Consider the following 19,286-nt stretch of genomic DNA (forward strand, 5'->3'; position numbering starts at 1 on the left):
ACTCGCACCAACCCCGATCGATCGAAAGGAACGGGGTCCGTACGTGTCACTTAGTCCTACCAATTAAAAATCGAAGCAAGGAGACGACGATGTTGCAAATCAACAGCGGGCGCAGCCCGTTTCAGGAGCAAACGCGTTTGTCCGGCAACCAGAAACTGCTGATCGGCCTCGTCGGCGTCGGCAGCATGCTGGAGTTCTGGGACGCGTATCTGATCGGTTTCATCATGGCTTACCTGATCAAGCCGTGGGGAATTACTTACGGAATCATGGGCGCGGTATTGCTGGCGTCGGGCGCGGGCGCGATCGTCGGCGGCGTGGTGTGGGGCAGCATGGCCGATCGCTTCGGCCGCAAGCCGGTGTTCGTGCTGTCGCTGTTGCTGCTGGCGGCAGCGAGTGTCGGTCTCGCTTTCACGCCGGAGCGCGGCTGGGTTTATATGGCAGTGCTACGCGTCGTGATCGGCTTCTGCACCGCGGGCTACTTCATCCAGATCGCGCTGGTGCACGAGTTCACGCCGCCACGGCGGCGCGGGATGCTGACCGGCATCGTGTCGGCGATCACGACCGGCGGTCTGCTGCTCGGCGCATTCAGCGGCGCGTACGTGATCCCGGCGCTCGGCTGGCGCTGGACCTTCGCGCTCGGCGCCGCGCCGGCCGTGATCGCGCTGATCGGCGCCGCGTACATTCCCGAGTCGCCGCGCTGGCTGAGCCTGCAAGGACGCGACGCGGCCGCGCGCCGCTCGATCGCATGGGCGCTCGGCGCGCCGTCGTTCGATGCGCAGATCGACGCGCCGCAACCGGTCGCGTCGCGCGGCTGGTTCGAATTGCTGCGTTATCCGCGCAGCGTGATTACTGCAACGCTGATCAACGTGGGCTTGATCGCCGGTTACTACGGGATCGTGCTGTGGGCGCCGACGCTGCTCGCGCAGATCCAGCAGTTCACACCGGCACTCGCCGCGAAAACGATGATCGGCTTCGCGCTGCTGGGGATGCTCGCGCGGCTGACCGCGGCGGCGCTCGCGGACCGGATCGGCCGGCGCAAAACGGGTGGGTACTTCGCGATCGCATCGGCGCTCGCGCTGCTGGCCGCGGGCTATATCGGCCACGGCGATCTGCTCACACCATCGCTGTTCTGGGCGCCGTTGCTGCTCGCGTTCATCTTCGCGGACGGCAGCTTCTCGGTGTGCGCCGCGTATTCGACCGAAATCTGGCCGTCGCGGTTGCGCGGCACCGGCTCCGGTTATGCGGGGCTGGCCGGCTCGGTCGGCAAGATTCTCGGCCCGCTCGGGCTCGCGATGACCGCCGGCTCCAGCAACGTCGTGATGCCGTCGGCGACCGTCGGCGTGATCGTGCCGGCGTTCCAGTTCCTCGCGTTGTGCCTGCTCGTATGCGGCGTCACGTATCTGACGATCGGCATCGAAGCGCGCGGCAAGACGCTCGAATCGATGGATCAGGCGGAGCACGAAGCACGCGCGGAGAACCACTCGCCCGAGTACAGCAAAAACGGATGACCCCGGCAGTTTTTCGATTGGGCCTGCAAAGCGTAAGCCCATAGACTGGTCCACAAGCTGGAACGACTCGAAGCAATCCAAGAGGGAATCGATGAAGAAATTGCGGGTGGGAATGATCGTGCCGTCGCTGAACACGATCGCCGAAGACGACTTCCGCGCGTATTGCCCGGACGGCGTCGCGTATCACGTGCACCGCATCCGGCTGCGCAAGGAAGCGGGGCGCGTGACGATGGAGAGCCTGACGCGCGCGTATCTCGAAGCGATCGACGAGGCCGGTTATCTGAAAGACCTGTCGCCCGATGCGATCGCGTTCAACTGCACCGGCGCGAGCGTCGCCAATGGTCAGGACTGCGATTCGAGACTCGCGCAGCGGATGTCGGAAGCACTGGAAATTCCGTCGACCAACACGATGGTCGCGATCAAGGAAGCACTGCGCGCGTTGAACGCCGACGGCATTTTGCACGTGTGCCCGTTCAGCGACGAGTTCTCGCGCGTCGAACGGCAGTCGTTGCTCGACTCGGGCTTTAACGTGCTGCGCACGGTATCGCTCGGTTTTACCGACGCGAAAGTTGCCGCGCAGATGGAACCGGCGGAGATCGCCGAGGTGGTGCGCAAACAGGTGGATGGCGACACGCGTGCGGTGCTGCTGTCGTGCGCGAACGTGCGCGCGTTCGAGGCGGCGGACGAACTCGAACGCGGCCTCGATCTGCCGGTGGTCACCAGCAATCAGGCGATGCTGTGGTCGGTGTTGAACGCGGCGGGCTGGCGCGGCCAGATTCGCGGCGCGGGCCGGCTTTTTCAGACCGGCGGCTGAAGCACATGCGAACTTGCGCCGGCCCGCGCGCATCACGCTGACGCTCGCCGGCGCGCCGTTCGCACCTCTCAAGACAATCGAATCACGAACTTCCATGCCGATCGTAGACGCACAAATCCATGCCTGGTCCAACGGGGTTTCGACCGGGCACCATCGCCGCACGCCGATCACCGGCGAGGTCCTCAAAGCCGAAATGGCGCAGGCCGGCGTCGACCGCGCATTGCTGGTGCCGCCGCTGTGGGACCCGGACGGCAACGCGTATTCGCTGGCGCTGGCCGCGGCGGAGCCGCAGCGTTTCGCGGTGATGGGCCTGCTCGATAGCCGGCTCGACAATCCGGACCGGCTGTTGCGCGCATGGCGCGAGCAACCGAGCATGCGCGGCATCCGTTTTCTGTTCAACACGAAGGAGCGGCTGCAACCGCTTCTCGACGGCGAGTTGGAGCGGCTCTGGCCGATCGCCGAGGAGACCGGCCTGACCGTCGCGCTGCTGGTGCCGAACGCGTTGCACGTGGTCGACTCGATCGCGCGGCGCCATCCGCAGCTGAAGCTGATCGTCGATCATCTCGGCGTGCCGCGCGGCGCGTCGGGCCCGAGCGCATTCGATCATCTGCCCGAACTGCTCGCGCTGGCCAGGCACGAAAACGTGCACGTGAAGGCGGCGGGCGTCGGCGATTACGCGCTCGATCCGTACCCGTTCCGCTCGCTGCAGGCGACGTTGCGCCAGGTATTCGACGCGTTCGGCGCCGAGCGGATCGTGTGGGCGAGCGAACTGTCGCGGCTGCACCATCCGTACCGGCAGTGCGTGACCCATTTCAGCGAGACGTTGCCGTGGCTGTCGGCGGCGGATCGCGAGCTGATCATGGGCGGCAATTTGTGCCGGTTGCTCGAATGGGAGTGACGCGATGCGTTAGGGCACGCACGACTTCAATAAATGCATAACAAGTACAACAATCAGGCGATTTTTCCAGGAGACAACCATGCTTTCCCCGGGCAGCTGGCCTTGCATCATCCTGCTGTATATCTACGGCACCGTCGCGACATCGCTGGTCACCCAGTCCGTGCCGGTGATCGGCGACATCGCGAAGTACTTCGACCTGTCGCACGCTAGCGCGGGCTGGGTCATCTCGATCCCGTCGCTGATTACCGCGGTCGCCGCGGTGTTCGGCGGCTGGCTGGTCGACCGGATCGGCGACAAGCGCGTGATTTTCGGCGGCTCGGTGTTCGCGCTGGTCGGCAATCTGGTCGTGTTCGGCTCGCATGACGTGAGCACGATGTTTGTCGGGCGCCTGCTGCAAGGCGTCGGCTATCTGTCGCTGACGGTCGGCGCGGTCACGCTGATCATGCGCACGACCACCGGCGCGCGCCGCAGCATCGCGCTCGGCCTGTGGACTTCCCACACGGCGGTCGGGATCGGTCTGACGCTCAGCATCGTCGCGCCGCTCGCGCAGCGCGGCGAGTTGTGGCGCTGGGCGTTCGGCGGTCACGCGATCCTGATGGCGGCGCTCGCGTGCGCGGTGGTGCTGCTGCCCGCGAAGCAGGCGAATCTGCAAAGCCGCCGCCTCGCCGATATCTGGCTCGTGCTGAAGAGCCCGCGGCCGTACCGGGTGGCGCTTGCGTCGGGCGCGTCCGCCTTCATCCAGACCGGCATCATGGCCGCGCTGACCGTGTATCTGTCGCGCCGCTACGGAATCGCGATTCCGGTCGCGGCGGCGGTCGGCACGCTGGCCGAAGTGTTCGTCGCGTGCGGCTGTCTGAGCGTCGGCCATCTGCTGAAAGCGGGCGTGAACGGCGGGCGGCTCGCGATGATCGGCGGCATCGTGATGCTGTGCGGCGGCGTCGCCCTGTATCTGCCGATGGTCGGACTCGTCGCCGCAATCGTCGCGGTCTGCGTGTTCTCGCTCGGGATCGGCACCGTCAACGGTTATATCTGGACGTTGGTGCCGTCGTCGGCACCGAGCGTCGGCTCGCTCGGCGCGACCAGCGGGGTGGTGGCACAGGCCACCTATCTCGGCGTGCTGCTCGGACCGCCGGCGATCTTCGCGAGCTTCTACGAAGGCGGCTGGATGGTGCGCGTCGGACTCGTGGTGATCGCGGTCGTGTTGCAGCTCGTGCCGATTCTCGGCTGGGGCCGCCCGGAAAATCTCGAGGAGCGCCGACATGCTCCGGTGGAAGCGCTCGGACCGAACTGACTCGAAGGCCGTACGCGAACGGCGCTAGCGATTGCCGTTCGCGGGCCTTGATCTGCCGATCCGGCAGCGCGCGGGTCACGTAATCCAGCAAAAGCGAAGCGATAAGAAACGAGGTGCGCAATACACACTCGATAAAAATGTTGGTCGATTCATAAAAATTAGTGGGACTAACGAAGGAGACATCATGAAGGTTTGGCGGTTGGCAGGAAAGACGGCGGGGCGCGCGGGTTTGGTCGCGGCATTGAGCGCGGCATTGAGCGCGGCGGGGATCGGTTGCGCGCATGCGCAGAGCAGCGTCACGCTGTACGGGATTATTTCGACCGGCATCGAATACGTGAGCAACGTGAAGGGCTCGCATCTGTTTGCACTCGCCAACGGCGGGATGATGCCGCCGCGTTTCGGCCTGCGCGGCGACGAGGATCTCGGCGGCGGCACGCACGCGATCTTCACGCTCGAAAACGGCTTTTCGATCACTAACGGCGCGATGCTCGGCGGGATGTTCGGCCGTCAGGCGTATGTCGGCCTGAGCAATCAGCGCTACGGTACGGTGACGATGGGCCGTCAATACGAGGAAATGACCAATAGCCTGTGGTGGGCCGAGTCCGCGAATATCTTCGCCGGCTTCGGCGCGCATATCGGCGATAACGACAACATGTTCTTCACCAACCGCTTCAACAACTCGGTGCGCTACGTGTCGCCGACGCTGTCGGGGCTAACGTTCGCGGGCAGCTACGCGTTCTCGAACTCCACGCAGTTTTCCAACAACAACGGCTTCAGTGGCAGTGCGAACTATGCGAGCGGGCCGTTGAAGGCGGGCGTCGCGTTCACGCAGTTCAACCGCCGTAGCAATGCGAATCCGTCGAACCTGACGAGCGGGGCGGTCGACAGCACCGGCTGGGGTTTCAGCTCGCCGTTCGTCGTCAGCCCGACCGGCGCGGGCACGGACCAGCAGCGCATTCTCGGCGCGGGCGCGAGCTACGACTTCGGTTTCGTCAACGTGCTGGTCAGCTACTCGAACGTGCTGTTCAACTATTCGGATTCGAGCGGCTTGCGGCTGCAGAACGGCGAACTCGGCGTGTGGAAGCGCTTTACGCCGGCTTTCCAGGTGGGCGTGTCGTATGTGTACACGGCTGCCGATTACTCGGGCGGCCGCTCGCCTCACTACAACCAGGTGACGCTCGCAACCGACTACCTGCTGTCCAAGCGCACCGATCTGTTCCTGACCGGCATCTATCAGCGCGCGAGCGGTCCGGGCGCGTATGCGCAGATCTATACGACGACCGCGTCGAGCGGTTCCACGCAAGCATTGGTGCAGGCGGGTATCCGGCATCGGTTCTGACGCGCGGCGGGCGGTGGCGATCTCAAATCCGGATCAACACCGCCCCGAGCGTCACCAGCGCGCACGCCACGATGCGCCGCGCGGTCAGCTTCTCGCCCATGAAGATCACGCCGATCAGCACCGCGAAGATCGAACTCATCTCACGCAGCGCGGAGACCATCGCGATCGGCAGATAGCGATACGCCTCGATGATCAGGCAATACGCGCCGAGCGCGAGCACACCGGACGCGACGCCCTTGAGCACCAGCGTGCGGCCGATGAACAGCCCCTTCGCGCCGCCGCGCCAATGCCACGCGAGCAGGAACTGCGGGATGTTCCAGATCAGATAGACCCACATGATGTAGCTGAGCCCGTTGCCGGCAACGCGCGCGCCGATGCCGTCGACGACCGAATACGTCGCGATGAACAGGCCGGTCAGCAGCGCGAACGGCACGCTCTCGCCGGAGAAGCGCATCCCGCGCCGGAACGCGAGCGAGACGATTCCGCACGACACCAGCGCGACGCCGAGCGCGGCGAGCGGCTTCAGCGCTTCGCCGGCGAACACCAGCGCGCCGACGAATACCAGCATCGGCGACAGGCCGCGCGCGATCGGATAGATCTGGCCGAAGTCGCCGCTGCGATACGCGCGGATCAGCGCGAGCAGATAACCCCATTCGAGCACCGCCGACGCGACGATATACGGCCACGCTGCCGGCGCCGGCAACGGCAGGATCAGCACGCCGAGCGCGCTGACCGCGATATACGGCATCGCCATCATGCCGAGCAGCCACACGCGATCCTCGGACAGATGCAGGAACGCGTTCCAGGTCGCGTGAAGCAGCGCGGAGAACAGCACCAGCAGGACCACAAAGGTTTCCATCGACAACGATTCGGGCGGCGGGAAAGAGGGCAAAGGAAGGCCGCCGGGCGGCCGCAAGCCCGTGATTATTCCAGCAGAACGGCGTAATCGACGTATGGGCGACTAAAGCGAAGGGGCTTTATGGGGAGAAAAGTGGCGTTTTGGGGCGCTCGTCTCGCGGCGTGAGCGCCGCGTCGAGCGCCCAGGTTTGCACTTCGTGGCGCGCGGGGCAAGCGATCACGGTCACGCTGCGCCGGGCGTCACCAGTGCCGCTAGCAGCGTTCGCGCTGTTCGCACCGTTCGCCTCGGCGGCGAGCCAGCCGCGCTTCTCCAGCGCCCGCACCCGCTGCCGGAACGCGATCTGCAGCGCGTCCGATTTCACCGACACCTCGCTCTGCCAGCCCTCCGGCACGCACTCGGGACGAATCCGCTGGAGCACCGCGTGATCCTCTTCGAAGATCCGCAGATTGCGCTGGCGAAAACGCGCATCGAGCAGCGGACTCCTAAGGAACGTGCGGCCCATCATCCAGTAAGTGCGCGTATGCAGCGCATCGACCGGCACATGGGCCGACGCGATAAAAATCCGCCAGCCGTTGCCGAGCGTGAGTTCGAGCGTCGCGCACGGGCCGCTCAGATGAAAGCCGGTCTGCGTGACGACGTCGACGTGCTCGCCGGTCTCCCGGCGCCTGAGCAGACCTTTGCGCACCGGCCGGCGCATCGTGAGGCGCGCGTGCGCGCTCCAGTCGTCTTGTGCGGTTACGTCGAACGCGTCGATTTCGGGGCGGTCCGGCGCGCCGAACGAGGTGCCGTGCACGAACGGCGCGTGCGCGAAATCGAGCCCGTTTTCGACGATGCGTTCCCAGTTGGCGTTCCACTCGAAGGTGCCGTGGATCACGCGCACCGCGGGATCGTCGGCCCAGCCGAGCTCGGGCAGCGGCGGGCGTTCGTCGTCGGGGAGATCGCCGAGCAGCGCCCACACCCAGCCATGCCGTTCGACGACCGGGTAGCTGTCGACGCGTGCGCGCGCCGGAATCCGCGCGTCCGGTTGCGCCGGAATGTGCGCGCACAGTCCGTCGCCGCGATAACGCCAGCCGTGATACGGGCATTGCACTTCGCCGTGCACGCGCTGTCCGGCGGACAGCGACGCGCCGCGATGCACGCAGATATCGGAGAGCAGATGGGCGCGGCCCGCTTCGTCGCGAAACGCCACGAAGCGATGGCCGAGCACGGTCACCGGCAGCAGCGCGTCGCGCAGATCGTCGGACGCGGCTACGACGTACCAGAGGTTCTTGAGCATGGAGAGCGATTGGCAATGAAACGTGGCAAGCAGTCTAAACGAGCGGCCCCGCGCACTGCAGATCGGCGGCACGGCCGCGTTAGCGAGATCTCCACGTCAGCGCTTCTGTGCCCTCGCCAACGTTGCGAATAAACAATCGTCATATGGGACGGATATATTGGAGGACAGCGCGGCGCGCCGCGTTCTTCCCAACGATCCGATCGACGCCCTATGCCGGCTCTGAGCTTCCTGCCAGATACCTTCGACGAATACGAGGACCTGAAAGCTCTGCTGGACGAGGGCGCGCGCTGGTTCGACACGACCAGCCTCGCGACCGTCGAGGTACGCGGGCGCCGCTTCGAGGTGTACATGGCATCGGTCGGATCGACCGATCCGCGCGCGCCGGCGGTGGCCTTTTTCGGCGGCGTGCACGGGCTCGAGCGGATCGGCTCGCGCCTCGTGCTCGAGTACTTGCGGTCGCTGATCTCGCGCCTGTCGTGGGACGATCTGCTGCTGCAAACCCTTGATTCGATAAGAATATATTGCTGCCCGATCGTCAATCCGGGCGGCATGTGGGCGTCCACGCGGGCCAATCCGCACGGCGTCGACCTGATGCGCAACGCGCCGCAGAACGCCGACGCGCGCGTGCCGCTGCTCGCCGGCGGCCAGCGCGTCGGCGCATGGTTGCCGTGGTATCGCGGCCGCAGGGGCACGCCGATGGAGCCGGAAGCGGCCGCGATATTGCGGATGGTCGAGACGCAACTGGCCGCGCGGCCGTTGAGCTTCGCGCTCGATTGCCATTCCGGCTACGGCTGGGGCGACAGCATCTGGTTTCCGTATGCGCGCACTCGCAGGCAGATGCCGCATCTGCCCGAAATGTACGTGCTGAAAAGCATGTTCGAGCACGCGCATCCGCATCACGGCTATACGTTCGAGCCGCAAAGCCACCAGTACCTGCTGCACGGCGATCTGTGGGACTACGCATACGACCGCACGCCGGCGCCGAACATCTTTCTGCCGATGACGCTCGAACTCGGCTCGTGGCTGTGGATCAAGAAGAACCCGCGGCAGCTGTTCTCGCGCCAGGGGATGTTCAATCCGGTGATGGCGCATCGCACCGCGCGGGTGCTGCGCCGCCACGCGAACCTGCTCGACTTCCTCGCGCGCGCGGCGTTTTCGTCGCCGCGCTGGCTGCCGCAGGGCGACCAGCGCGAGCAGATGCTGCAAAGCGCGCTCGATCACTGGTATCGACCGGTTAAGCCGCGATGAGCACATGGATCCTGCTGCGCGGACTCACGCGCGAAACGCGGCACTGGGGGCGCTTGCCGCAGGCGTTGCGCGAGGCGTTGGGCGAATGTGCGGAGAAGGAGGAAGCCGGGTTTGCGCGTGATGGCCTTCATGCGCCACCAGCCAGCGACATCACCGGCCCGCGCCTGTTGCTGCTCGATCTGCCCGGCAACGGCGAATTCGCGCAACAGCGCGCGCCGGCCACCGTCGCGGAGATGGTCGAGTTCGTGCGCCGGGCCGCGCTGCAAACCGGCGCGCCGGGCCCGTACAGCGTGCTGGCAATGTCGCTCGGCGGGATGGTCGCGACCGCCTGGGCGCAGCGGCATCCGCACGAAATCGAACGGCTGGTGCTGATCAACACCAGCATGCGGCCATTCAGTCTTCCTCACGAACGGCTGCGGCCGTCGGCGTGGCCGGGGCTGCTCGGCGTCGCCGCGCACTGGAGCGACGCGCTCGATGCCGAGAGCGGTATCCATCGGTTGACCTGCAATAACGTTGAAACATTGAGCGCGGATCTTGACGCGTGGGCCGCGATTCGCCATAGCGCGCCGGTCAGCCGCGCGAACGCGCTGCGTCAGTTGTGGGCCGCCGCGCGTTTCAGCGCCGCGCCGGCGCGGCCCGCGTGCGCGCTGCTGATTCTGTCGTCGCGGGCGGACCGGCTGGTCGATCCGGCGTGTTCGGCGAAGCTCGCGGCCACGTGGGGCGCTGTGCATCGCGAGCATCCGTGGGCCGGTCACGATCTGCCGCACGACGATCCGGAGTGGACCGCCGCGCAGGTCCGCGCGTGGCTCGAACGCGGCGACACGCTGCGGGATGCGGTTGATGCCACCGCCGTGAAACCCGCGTTCTAAACGGCTTGCGGGCATTGCCGCGCTGCAACGCGGCGACCCCACCAGCGGGTATTACCTGACGGCGCGGCGCATCGCAGCGCGCGCCGCAGGCGCATAATCCGGTTCAGACGTTGCCTGCGAATTTCGCCGTACTCACCATTGCCGCCAGCCAGGGGAGTCGATCATGCAAGCAAAGAACGAAGAAGCCGTCACGCACCTGCTGAACGATGTCATCGAATTCGCGCGCGGGCGTTTGCCCGAGCCGACCTTCAAGATCGTCGAACCCTTCCTGCGGCACTACTACGATTTCGTCGACGCGGGCGACCTGCAAAGCCGCTCGATCGCCGACCTGTACGGCGCCGCGCTCGCTCACTGGCAAACCGCGCAACGTTTCGCGCCGGGCCAGCAGAAGCTGCGCGTCTATAACCCGATTCTCGAACAGCACGGCTGGCATTCCGATCACACGGTGATCGAGATCGTCAACGACGACATGCCGTTCCTCGTCGATTCGGTATCGATGGCGGTCAACCGTCATGGGCTCGCGCTGCATTCGGTCGTGCACCCGGTGTTCCGGATCTGGCGCGCGGCGGACGGCGGCATCGAGCGCGTGAGCCAGGGCGCCGAAGAAGCCGGCGACACGCGCTCGCATCTGACCTCGTGCATCCATTTCGAAGTGGACCGCTGCGGCGACGCCGCGAAGCTCGACGCGTTGCGCGACGACATCGCGCGTGTGCTCGGCGACGTGCGCGCGGCGGTCGAGGACTGGCCGAAGGTGATCGAGCGCGCGAAGGAAACGATCCAGGACATGAAGGCGCGCGAGAGCGGCGCGGAAGGCGTCGAGGCGCGCGCGTTCCTCGAATGGATGGTCGCCGATCATTTCACCTTCCTCGGCCATCGCGACTACGAACTGGTGCAGATGGACGGCGGCTACGGCTTGCGCGCGGTCGCCGGCTCCGGCCTCGGGATTCTGCGCGACGCACTGCGGCCCGCCGGCGCCGCGGAAGTGACGCCGCTGCCGCCGGCCGCCGCGGAAATCATCACGGGGTCCTCACCGATTTTTCTGACCAAGGCCAATTCGCGCGCGACCGTGCATCGGCCCGGCTATCTGGACTACGTCGGTATCAAGCTGGCCGGCGCGGACGGCAAGGTGCGCGGCGAGCGGCGCTTTATCGGCTTGTACACATCGACCGCGTATTTCGTGTCGGCCGCGGAGATTCCGATCGTGCGGCGCAAATGCGCGAACATCGTGCGGCGCGCGGCATTCCTGCCGAAAGGTCATCTGGCGAAATCGCTGGTGACGGTGCTCGAAACCTATCCGCGCGACGAGCTGTTCCAGGCCGACGAAGACCAGCTGTACGACACCGCGCTCGGCGTGCTGCGCTTGCAGGAGCATCAGCGCACCCGGCTGTTCGTGCGGCGCGATCGCTTCGACCGCTTCGTGTCGTGCCTCGTATTCGTGCCGCGCGACAAGTACAACACCGACCTGCGCCAGCGCATCGCGAACCTGCTGGCCGACGCGTTCAACGGCGAGAGCGTCGAATTCACGCCGCTGCTGTCGGAATCGACGCTCGCGCGGATTCATTTCGTTGTCCATGCGAAAGCGGGCGGGATGCCGAGCGTCGATACGCGCGAACTCGAAGCGCGGCTCGTGCAGGTCGCGCGCCGCTGGCAGGACGATCTCGCCGACGCGCTGCTCGATTCGTACGGCGAAGAACACGGCAACCGGCTGTTGCAGCACTACAGCGACTCGTTTCCGGCCGGCTACCGCGACGACTATCCGGCCCGCACCGCGGTGCGCGATATCGAACTGATAGAACGCGTGCAGGGCAGCGAGCGCCTCGCGATGAACCTGTACCGGCCGATCGAATCGGGACCGCGCGCGTTCCGCTTCAAGGTGTATCGCGCGGGTTCGCCGATCGCACTGTCGCGCAGCCTGCCGATGCTCGAACATCTGGGCGTGCGCGTCGATGAAGAGCGGCCTTATCTGATCGAAGCGCCGGGCGCGCTGCCCGCGTGGATTCACGACTTCGGCCTCGAACTCGCGGACGACGCCGAGTTCGATATCGAGCGCGTGAAGGATCTGTTCGAGGAAGCGTTCGAGCAGGTGTGGACCGGTGCGATCGAAAGCGACGACTTCAATCGTCTCGTGCTGCGCGCGCAGCTCAATGCGCGCGAGGTGACGATTCTGCGCGCGTATGCGAAGTATTTGCGCCAGGTCGGTTCGACCTTCAGCGATGCGTATATCGAACGCGCGGTGACCGGCAATCCGGCGATCGCGCGGATGCTGGTCGAGCTGTTTATCGCGCGCTTCGATCCGGTGTTCGGCGATACGCGCGATGCACGGGTCGAACGCTCGCTGGAGGCGATCGACAGCGCGCTCGACCAGGTCCCCAATCTCGACGAAGACCGCATCCTGCGGCAGTTCCTCGGCGTGATCAAGGCGACCAAGCGCACCAACTACTATCGCTACGATGCGAACGGCCAGCCGAAACCGTATCTGTCGTTCAAGTTCGATCCCGCCCAGGTGCCCGGCTTGCCCGAGCCGAAACCGATGTTCGAGATCTGGGTGTATTCGCCGCGTGTCGAAGGGGTGCATCTGCGCGGCGGGCGTGTCGCGCGCGGCGGCTTGCGCTGGTCGGACCGCCGCGAGGATTTCCGCACGGAAGTACTGGGGCTGATGAAAGCGCAGATGGTGAAGAACGTCGTGATCGTGCCGGTCGGCTCGAAGGGCGGCTTCGTCGTGAAGAATCCGCCGCCGCCGAGCGAACGCGATGCGTGGCTGCGTGAAGGCGTGGCGTGTTATCAGACCTTCCTGCGCGGCCTGCTCGATGTAACCGACAATCTCGCGGCCACCGACGTGGTGCCGCCGCCCGACGTGGTGCGGCACGACCCCGACGACCCGTATCTGGTGGTCGCCGCCGACAAAGGCACGGCGACCTTCTCCGATTACGCGAACGCGATTTCGCAGGAATACGGCTTCTGGCTCGACGACGCGTTCGCGTCGGGCGGCTCGGTCGGCTACGACCACAAGAAGATGGGCATTACCGCGCGCGGCGCGTGGGAGTCGGTCAAGCGACACTTCCGCGAAATGGGCGTCGACACGCAGAGCATGGACTTCACTGTAGTTGGCGTCGGCGATATGTCCGGCGACGTGTTCGGCAACGGCATGCTGCTGTCGCCGCATATCAAGCTGCTCGCCGCGTTCGACCATCGCCATATCTTTCTCGATCCGAGTCCCGATCCGGCTACCAGCATGGCCGAGCGCGCGCGACTGTTCATGCTCGACCGGTCGAGCTGGGCCGACTACGATCCGTCGCTGATCTCGGCGGGCGGCGGCGTGTTTCCGCGCAGCGCGAAGACGATTCCGCTGTCCGCCGCGGTGCAGATGACGCTCGGCATCAACGCGGCGGCGCTCTCGCCCGCCGAACTGATGCGGGCGATTCTGCAGGCGCGGGTCGATCTGCTCTATAACGGCGGCATCGGCACCTATGTGAAGGCGAGCCGCGAAACGCATCTACAGGTCGGCGATCGCGCGAACGACGCGATTCGCGTGAGCGGCGCCGATCTGCGCTGCAAGGTAGTCGCCGAGGGCGGCAATCTGGGCCTCACGCAACTGGGGCGGATCGAGTTCGCGCAGCGCGGCGGCCGCATCAATACCGATGCGATCGACAATTCCGCCGGTGTCGATTGTTCGGACCACGAAGTCAACATCAAGATTCTGCTCGGGCTGGTGGTCGCCGATGGCGAGATGACCGAGAAGCAGCGCAATGCGTTGCTGGCCGAGATGACCGATGAAGTCGGGCTGCTGGTGCTGACCGACAACTACTACCAGACCCAGGCGCTGTCGATTGCGGGCCGCTATGGGGTCGAACTGCTCGACGCCGAAACGCGGCTGATGCGCTATCTGGAACGGGCAGGGCGCCTGAATCGCGTAATCGAGTTTCTGCCGACCGATGAAGAAATCGCTGAACGCTCGGCCGCGAAGCAGGGGCTCACGACGCCGGAGCGCGCGGTGCTGCTCGCGTACAGCAAGATGTGGCTGTACGACGCGCTGCTCGAATCGTCGATGCCGGAAGATCCGCTCGTCAGCGACATGTTGATCGAGTACTTTCCGAAGCCATTGCGGCAGCGTTTCCGCGAGCCGATGCAACGGCACCCGCTGCGCCGCGAAATCCTCGCGACGCATCTGACCAATGCGCTGGTGAACCGGGTCGGCTGCGAGTTCGTGCATCGGTTGATGGAGGAGACCGACGCGCAGCCCGGCGATATCGTGCGCGCATGCATCATGGCGCGCGACGTGTTCGATCTCGACCAGATCTGGCGCAGTATCGACGCGCTCGACAACCGCGTGCCGGACGATGTGCAGGCGCGCATGTTCGTCGAAGTCGCGCGGCTGGTTGAACGCTCGGCGCTGTGGTTCCTGCGCCATCTGCAATCGGGCGCGGCCGGCGACGACGTGACCGGTCTGCTCGCACGCTGCCGCGATGCCGCGCAACGGCTCGCGCCGCAATGGCCGGCGCTGTTGCCGCATGCAGATCTCGAAGCGCTGTCGGAGCGGCAGCGCGGTTTCGTCGATGCGGGCGTCGATAGCGATCTCGCGGTGCGGATCGCGAGCGGGGAAGTGTCGGCCGCGTTGCTCGATATCGCGGAAGTCGCATCGACCTGCGGGCGCAATCTCGAACAGGTCGCGGGTGTTTATTTCGAACTCGGCACGTTGCTGAATTACAGCTGGATCAGCGAGCGCGCCGCGTCGTTGCCCGCGCCGACGCACTGGGACATGCTCGCGCGCGCATCGGCGCTCGCCGAACTCGCGCGGCTCAAGCGCGCGTTGACGACCAGCGCGCTGGCCGGCGCGGACGATGCGTCGACACCGGAGACGCTGGTGCACGCGTGGCGCGACAAACGCGCCGCGCAGCTCGAACGCTATACGCGGCTGCTGACCGATCTGCGCGCGACCGGCGGCGCGAGTCTGTCGGTGTTGCTGGTGGTCGTGCGGGAGATGGCGGCGCTCGAGAGGGCGTAGCGGCGCGCGCCGCGGCGGGCATGGTCGTGCTGGTTGGCGGCCGTGCCCGTCGTTGTCGTCCATAATGCGGAGTCTTGCCGATTTTGCTGGCGGCTGTTTTGCCGGTCGGCATTGGATCCAGGTACTCTCACGGACGCTCTCCCGAAGATGAAAGAAGAATCGCCGAAAGCCATTTTTTACGCCCTCGCCGCCAATTTCGGCATCGCTATTTGCAAGTACGCCGCAGCCGCGTTCACCGGTTCCGGCTCGATGCTCGCGGAAGCGATTCACTCGACCGCCGATTGCGGTAATCAACTGCTGCTGCTATTCGGTTTGCGCGAGTCCCGCAAACCGGTCAGCCCGTTGCATCCGATGGGCAGCGGCCGCGAGATCAATTTTTATTCGTTGCTGGTGGCGTTGCTGCTGTTCTTTGTCGGCGGCGCGTTTTCGGTGTATGAAGGCGTGCATCGGCTGATCGCGCGCGAGCCGCTGCAATATGCGTTCGTCGCGCTGGCGGTGCTCGGTGTGTCGGTGGTGCTCGAAGCGTTGTCGCTGTGGGGCGCGCTCAAGGAAATTCGCAAGACGAATCCGGATAAAAACCTGTGGCGCTGGTTTCGCGAGACGCGCGAATCCGAATTGCTGGTCGTGGCCGGTGAAGATATCGCCGCGCTATTCGGTCTCGCGATTGCCTTCGTCGCGGTGCTGCTGACGATGATCACCGGCAATCCGGTGTTCGACGCGCTTGGTTCGGTCGGCGTGGGCTTTCTGCTGACGGTGATTGCGTGGCTGGTTGCGCGCGAAGTGAAGTCGATGATCGTCGGTGAATCGGCGAGTCCGGAAGTGCGTCGTGCGATCGACGCGCATTTGCGTGCGCGGCCGGAGATTCGCGGGATCATCAATCTGATCACGCTGCAGTGGGGGCGTCACGTGGTGGTCGCGGTGCAGGCGGAAATGATCGACTACGCGAGCGGCCGCGCGATGGTGGATGCGATCAATGTGATCGAAGCCGATTTGCAGGCGGCGTTTCCGCAGGTGCGGTGGGTGTTTTTTGAGCCGGATGTGCCGCGCGGCTAATAAGGCTAATGCGGCTAATGCGGCTTCGGCGGTGATGCGAGGCCGGGCGGAACAACGTGTGCAAGCGTGCGCTGTTCGTTCCGTCCGGCTTCGGCCAATGCCAGTACTCGCCGCGCCGCTTATTTAAAGCCGGTCACCGCATGCGGCACATAACGCTCTTCTAACCGCCGAACCTCCTCGTCACTAAGCTTCAGCGACAACGCCGCGACCGCATCGTCGAGATGATGCAGTTTGGTCGCCCCGACGATCGGCGCGGTAATCGGCTTCTTCTGCAATACCCACGCAAGCGCGACCTGCGCACGCGGCACGCCGCGTTCTTTCGCGATCTCGCTGACGCGTTCGACGATCTGCCGGTCGGCGTCCTGCGTATGCGCGTACAGCGTGCGGCCGAATTCATCGGTTTCCGAGCGCGCGCTTTCGGTGTCCCAGTCGCGCGTCAAGCGTCCGCGCGCGAGCGGGCTCCACGGAATCACGCCGATCCCTTCGCTCTCGCACAGCGGCAGCATTTCGCGTTCTTCCTCGCGATACAGCAGATTCACATAGTTCTGCATCGTCACGAAACGGGTCCAGCCGTTGCGCTCGGCAACATGCAATGCCTTCGAAAACTGCCACGCGTACATCGACGACGCGCCGATATAACGCGCCTTGCCGGCCTTCACGACGTCGTGCAGCGCTTCCATCGTTTCTTCGATTGGCGTGTGATAGTCCCAGCGATGAATCTGGTACAGGTCCACGTAATCGGTGCCCAGACGCCGCAGGCTGTGGTCGATCTCGGCCATGATCGCCTTGCGCGACAGGCCCGCGCCGTTCGGCCCCGCGTGCATCCGGCTATTGACCTTGGTGGCCAGCACGATCTCGTCGCGCTTCGCAAAGTCCTTTAGCGCGCGGCCGACGATCTCTTCGCTGGTGCCGTCCGAATAGACATTCGCGGTGTCGAAGAAATTGATGCCGTGATCGAGTGCCTGCTTGATAAAGGGACGCGACGCTTCGTCGTCGAGCGACCACGGATGCGTGCCGCGCGAGGGCACGCCGTAGCTCATGCAGCCGAGACAAAGACGCGATACATCGAGACCGGTGCGGCCGAGTTTCACATAATCCATCGTTGGTGCTCCTGTGGTGAAGTGCACAAACACGCTGCGCGAACAGAACGAAGAGGGCCTTCGATTATAGGGAAACGTCGCTGCACGCGTGGACGTGCTCGGCAAACGCTTTCAAAAGCAATACGCCCGCGGAGCCAGGCCCGCGGGCGTATGTCGGCATATGCCGAGACCGATGCTGGATAGCGCTCAATGCGACGGACGATACGGCGTCCACACGGGCGTGTCGGTATCCCAGTTGTCGAGTTCCGATGGGGTCATGATGTACTCCTTGATAAAGAGGTGCGAAGCGCTTACTGGCCGTTCGCGACGCGGGTCACTTCGCCGTTCGTGCCTTCCTGCAGCGCGAGTCGCGCGGCCTGAGTTTCGCCGACGAGGCCTTTGTTCGGATACGAGTTGCGATTCAGCGAGGGCAGCGAGCCGTCGCGATACGCGGCAACGAGTTCGGCTTTGACTTCGGCGCGGGTCTTGGTACTGGCGGTCGGCGCCGGTTGCGTATCGTAGGTACCGGCACGGCCGATACCGCCGCCGCCTTCGGCGAATACCGGCGCGCTGACCAGCAGCGAAAGGGCGAGACCTGCGAGCAGATGGCGTTTCATGATTCACTCCTGTCGATTCATTGGCGGCACGGGTAGTGCCGCGACAGGGTGAAATGTAGACGTGCGCGCCGCGCGGATAAATCGCGGTTTTGCGAAATGAATTGTCGCGATTCCAGAACAATCGCGCAGTGAACGCGGCGGCAGGCGGAATATGCCGGTTTTGCAGGGCTTTTATGCGCCAGCCGCGGCATTAGTGCCGCGGCTGGAATTGAGTGTTTCAGTTTGCGAGCGCGTTTATCCGCTCAGGCAACCCACTCGGACATCACCGGCGTATCGAGCGTCGGAGCGGATTCACGCTCTTCGAACGTGCGCTTCGTGCAGGTCGCATCGAGACTGCCGCGGCCGCTCAGCAATGGGCAACGGTCGAACAGCTCCGCGATCCAGTCGACGAACACCCGCACTTTCGGCGACAGATGCCGGCTATGCGGATAGACCGCCGAAATCGGCATCGGCAGCGGCTTCATCTCCGGCAGCACCTCGACCAGCTGGCCCGAGCGCAGATGCGGCAGCACCATGAAGAGCGCCGGCTGAATCAGGCCGAAGCCTTCGAGTCCGCAGGTCACGTACGCATCGGCGTCGTTGACCGACACGATGCTCTTCATCTTCACTTCCACTTCCTGACGGTCGACCATGAACGCCCAGTCGATCGTGCGGCCGGTGCGGCTCGAAAAATAATTGACCGCTTTGTGATTGTCGAGATCTTCGAGCGACGTGGGCATGCCCGCGTGCTTGATGTAGTCCGGCGACGCGCAGGTCACACCTTCAAAAATGCCGATCCGGCGCGCGACCAGCGACGAATCCTGCAACTCGCCGACCCGCACCACGCAATCGACGCCTTCCTGCAGCAGATCGACGGGCCGGTCGGTCAGGCCCAGTTGCAGATCGATATCCGGGTAGCGGGTGTGAAATTCGCACAGCGCCGGAATCACGATCAGCCGGCCGATCGAGCCCGGCATATCGATGCGCAGCTTGCCGTGCGGCTTCTTGTTGCCGCTCTGAAAACTCGCCTCGGTTTCTTCGACGTCCGCGAGGATGCGCACGCAGCGCTCGTAATACGCGGCGCCGTCGGGCGTCAGCGACAGACGCCGGGTGGTCCGGTGCATCAGCCGCGTGCCGAGAAACGCTTCGAGGTTCTGAATAATCGTGGTGACGGACGCGCGCGGCAAGTCGAGCGTTTCCGCCGCGCGGGTAAAGCTGTTGGTGTCGACGACACGGGTGAACACTTGCATGGCCTGAAGCCGGTCCATTGCAAACCTCCAGAAGGGGCGGGTGCGGTCGCGGAATGGATTCCGCAAGAACAGTCGCAAGCGCAATCGCGAGCCGATTGTTCAGAGGCACCGAATTGTGTTGCCGGATTATAGGCATTTATTTGCGAGTCTGCCGAACCCACAATTCGCACCATTGAAGTTCTATGCGCATTTGCGCGGCTCGAC

The 19,286-nt window shown here is 64.9% G+C and carries 14 protein-coding genes; 9 read left to right on the forward strand and 5 right to left on the reverse strand.

What is annotated here, in order from left to right:
* Window positions 1-89: 89 nt before the first annotated feature.
* The 5 genes from BTH42_RS07720 to BTH42_RS07740 all read left to right on the forward strand — a co-directional run bounded on the left by BTH42_RS07720 (window position 90) and on the right by BTH42_RS07740 (window position 5,850).
* Window positions 90-1,508, forward strand: coding sequence for an MFS transporter (locus tag BTH42_RS07720; RefSeq protein WP_075297531.1), 1,419 nt, complete (start codon window positions 90-92; stop codon window positions 1,506-1,508).
* A gap of 91 nt (window positions 1,509-1,599) precedes the next feature.
* Window positions 1,600-2,322, forward strand: a complete 723-nt coding sequence (locus BTH42_RS07725) for a hypothetical protein (RefSeq protein ID WP_143751995.1) — start codon at window positions 1,600-1,602, stop codon at window positions 2,320-2,322.
* Between the two features lie 94 nt (window positions 2,323-2,416).
* On the forward strand, window positions 2,417-3,220 hold the full coding sequence (locus BTH42_RS07730; protein ID WP_075297535.1) for an amidohydrolase: 804 nt from the start codon (window positions 2,417-2,419) through the stop codon (window positions 3,218-3,220).
* 79 nt (window positions 3,221-3,299) lie between these two features.
* A complete protein-coding gene (locus tag BTH42_RS07735; protein ID WP_075297537.1) occupies window positions 3,300-4,511 on the forward strand; it encodes a CynX/NimT family MFS transporter in 1,212 nt (403 codons plus the stop codon).
* Between the two features lie 184 nt (window positions 4,512-4,695).
* Window positions 4,696-5,850 carry a porin gene (locus BTH42_RS07740; protein ID WP_083654693.1) on the forward strand — a complete coding sequence of 385 codons (1,155 nt, stop codon included), beginning with the start codon at window positions 4,696-4,698 and terminating at the stop codon, window positions 5,848-5,850.
* A gap of 22 nt (window positions 5,851-5,872) precedes the next feature.
* Here BTH42_RS07740 and BTH42_RS07745 read toward each other — a convergent pair whose 3' ends face one another.
* Window positions 5,873-6,709: a DMT family transporter gene (locus tag BTH42_RS07745; RefSeq protein WP_075297539.1), complete on the reverse strand. Its 837-nt coding sequence runs from the start codon at window positions 6,707-6,709 to the stop codon at window positions 5,873-5,875.
* Window positions 6,710-6,827: 118 nt separating this feature from the next.
* A complete protein-coding gene (locus BTH42_RS07750; protein ID WP_075297541.1) occupies window positions 6,828-7,985 on the reverse strand; it encodes an aromatic ring-hydroxylating dioxygenase subunit alpha in 1,158 nt (385 codons plus the stop codon).
* Window positions 7,986-8,195: 210 nt separating this feature from the next.
* Here BTH42_RS07750 and BTH42_RS07755 point away from each other — a divergent pair, with 210 nt between their 5' ends.
* The 4 genes from BTH42_RS07755 (at window position 8,196) to BTH42_RS07770 (ending at window position 16,157) form a co-directional block, all read left to right on the forward strand.
* Window positions 8,196-9,233, forward strand: a complete 1,038-nt coding sequence (locus tag BTH42_RS07755) for a M14 family zinc carboxypeptidase (protein ID WP_075297543.1) — start codon at window positions 8,196-8,198, stop codon at window positions 9,231-9,233.
* A complete protein-coding gene (locus BTH42_RS07760; RefSeq protein WP_075297545.1) occupies window positions 9,230-10,102 on the forward strand; it encodes an alpha/beta fold hydrolase in 873 nt (290 codons plus the stop codon). The genes BTH42_RS07755 and BTH42_RS07760 overlap by 4 nt, the downstream gene beginning before the upstream one ends.
* Window positions 10,103-10,265: 163 nt before the next feature.
* Window positions 10,266-15,104 carry an NAD-glutamate dehydrogenase gene (locus BTH42_RS07765; protein ID WP_075297547.1) on the forward strand — a complete coding sequence of 1,613 codons (4,839 nt, stop codon included), beginning with the start codon at window positions 10,266-10,268 and terminating at the stop codon, window positions 15,102-15,104.
* 147 nt (window positions 15,105-15,251) lie between these two features.
* A complete protein-coding gene (locus tag BTH42_RS07770) occupies window positions 15,252-16,157 on the forward strand; it encodes a cation diffusion facilitator family transporter (RefSeq protein WP_075297549.1) in 906 nt (301 codons plus the stop codon).
* Window positions 16,158-16,276: 119 nt separating this feature from the next.
* On the opposite strand, the gene BTH42_RS07775 is transcribed toward BTH42_RS07770, so the two are convergent.
* The 3 genes from BTH42_RS07775 to BTH42_RS07785 all read right to left on the reverse strand — a co-directional run bounded on the left by BTH42_RS07775 (window position 16,277) and on the right by BTH42_RS07785 (window position 19,100).
* Entirely contained in the window at window positions 16,277-17,257 is a 981-nt protein-coding gene (locus BTH42_RS07775; protein WP_075297551.1) for an aldo/keto reductase, read from the reverse strand.
* 290 nt (window positions 17,258-17,547) lie between these two features.
* Window positions 17,548-17,853, reverse strand: coding sequence for a DUF4148 domain-containing protein (locus BTH42_RS07780; protein ID WP_075297553.1), 306 nt, complete (start codon window positions 17,851-17,853; stop codon window positions 17,548-17,550).
* Window positions 17,854-18,095: 242 nt separating this feature from the next.
* The gene (locus BTH42_RS07785; RefSeq protein WP_075297555.1) at window positions 18,096-19,100 is read right to left on the reverse strand and encodes a LysR family transcriptional regulator; all 1,005 of its coding nucleotides are present in this window, start codon (window positions 19,098-19,100) and stop codon (window positions 18,096-18,098) included.
* Window positions 19,101-19,286 lie beyond the last annotated feature (186 nt).

The sequence above is a fragment of the Burkholderia sp. SRS-W-2-2016 genome, assembly GCF_001931485.1.
In the GTDB taxonomy this organism is placed as follows: Bacteria; Pseudomonadota; Gammaproteobacteria; order Burkholderiales; family Burkholderiaceae; genus Paraburkholderia.

Bases quoted from the DNA above. Each gene is read 5' to 3' on its own strand.
- BTH42_RS07720 (WP_075297531.1), top strand. From the start codon at position 90: ATGTTGCAAATCAACAGCGGGCGCAGCCCGTTTCAGGAGCAAACGCGT.
- BTH42_RS07725 (WP_143751995.1), top strand. From the start codon at position 1,600: ATGAAGAAATTGCGGGTGGGAATGATCGTGCCGTCGCTGAACACGATC.
- BTH42_RS07730 (WP_075297535.1), top strand. From the start codon at position 2,417: ATGCCGATCGTAGACGCACAAATCCATGCCTGGTCCAACGGGGTTTCG.
- BTH42_RS07735 (WP_075297537.1), top strand. From the start codon at position 3,300: ATGCTTTCCCCGGGCAGCTGGCCTTGCATCATCCTGCTGTATATCTAC.
- BTH42_RS07740 (WP_083654693.1), top strand. From the start codon at position 4,696: ATGAAGGTTTGGCGGTTGGCAGGAAAGACGGCGGGGCGCGCGGGTTTG.
- BTH42_RS07745 (WP_075297539.1), bottom strand. From the start codon at position 6,709: ATGGAAACCTTTGTGGTCCTGCTGGTGCTGTTCTCCGCGCTGCTTCAC.
- BTH42_RS07750 (WP_075297541.1), bottom strand. From the start codon at position 7,985: ATGCTCAAGAACCTCTGGTACGTCGTAGCCGCGTCCGACGATCTGCGC.
- BTH42_RS07755 (WP_075297543.1), top strand. From the start codon at position 8,196: ATGCCGGCTCTGAGCTTCCTGCCAGATACCTTCGACGAATACGAGGAC.
- BTH42_RS07760 (WP_075297545.1), top strand. From the start codon at position 9,230: ATGAGCACATGGATCCTGCTGCGCGGACTCACGCGCGAAACGCGGCAC.
- BTH42_RS07765 (WP_075297547.1), top strand. From the start codon at position 10,266: ATGCAAGCAAAGAACGAAGAAGCCGTCACGCACCTGCTGAACGATGTC.
- BTH42_RS07770 (WP_075297549.1), top strand. From the start codon at position 15,252: ATGAAAGAAGAATCGCCGAAAGCCATTTTTTACGCCCTCGCCGCCAAT.
- BTH42_RS07775 (WP_075297551.1), bottom strand. From the start codon at position 17,257: ATGGATTATGTGAAACTCGGCCGCACCGGTCTCGATGTATCGCGTCTT.
- BTH42_RS07780 (WP_075297553.1), bottom strand. From the start codon at position 17,853: ATGAAACGCCATCTGCTCGCAGGTCTCGCCCTTTCGCTGCTGGTCAGC.
- BTH42_RS07785 (WP_075297555.1), bottom strand. From the start codon at position 19,100: ATGGACCGGCTTCAGGCCATGCAAGTGTTCACCCGTGTCGTCGACACC.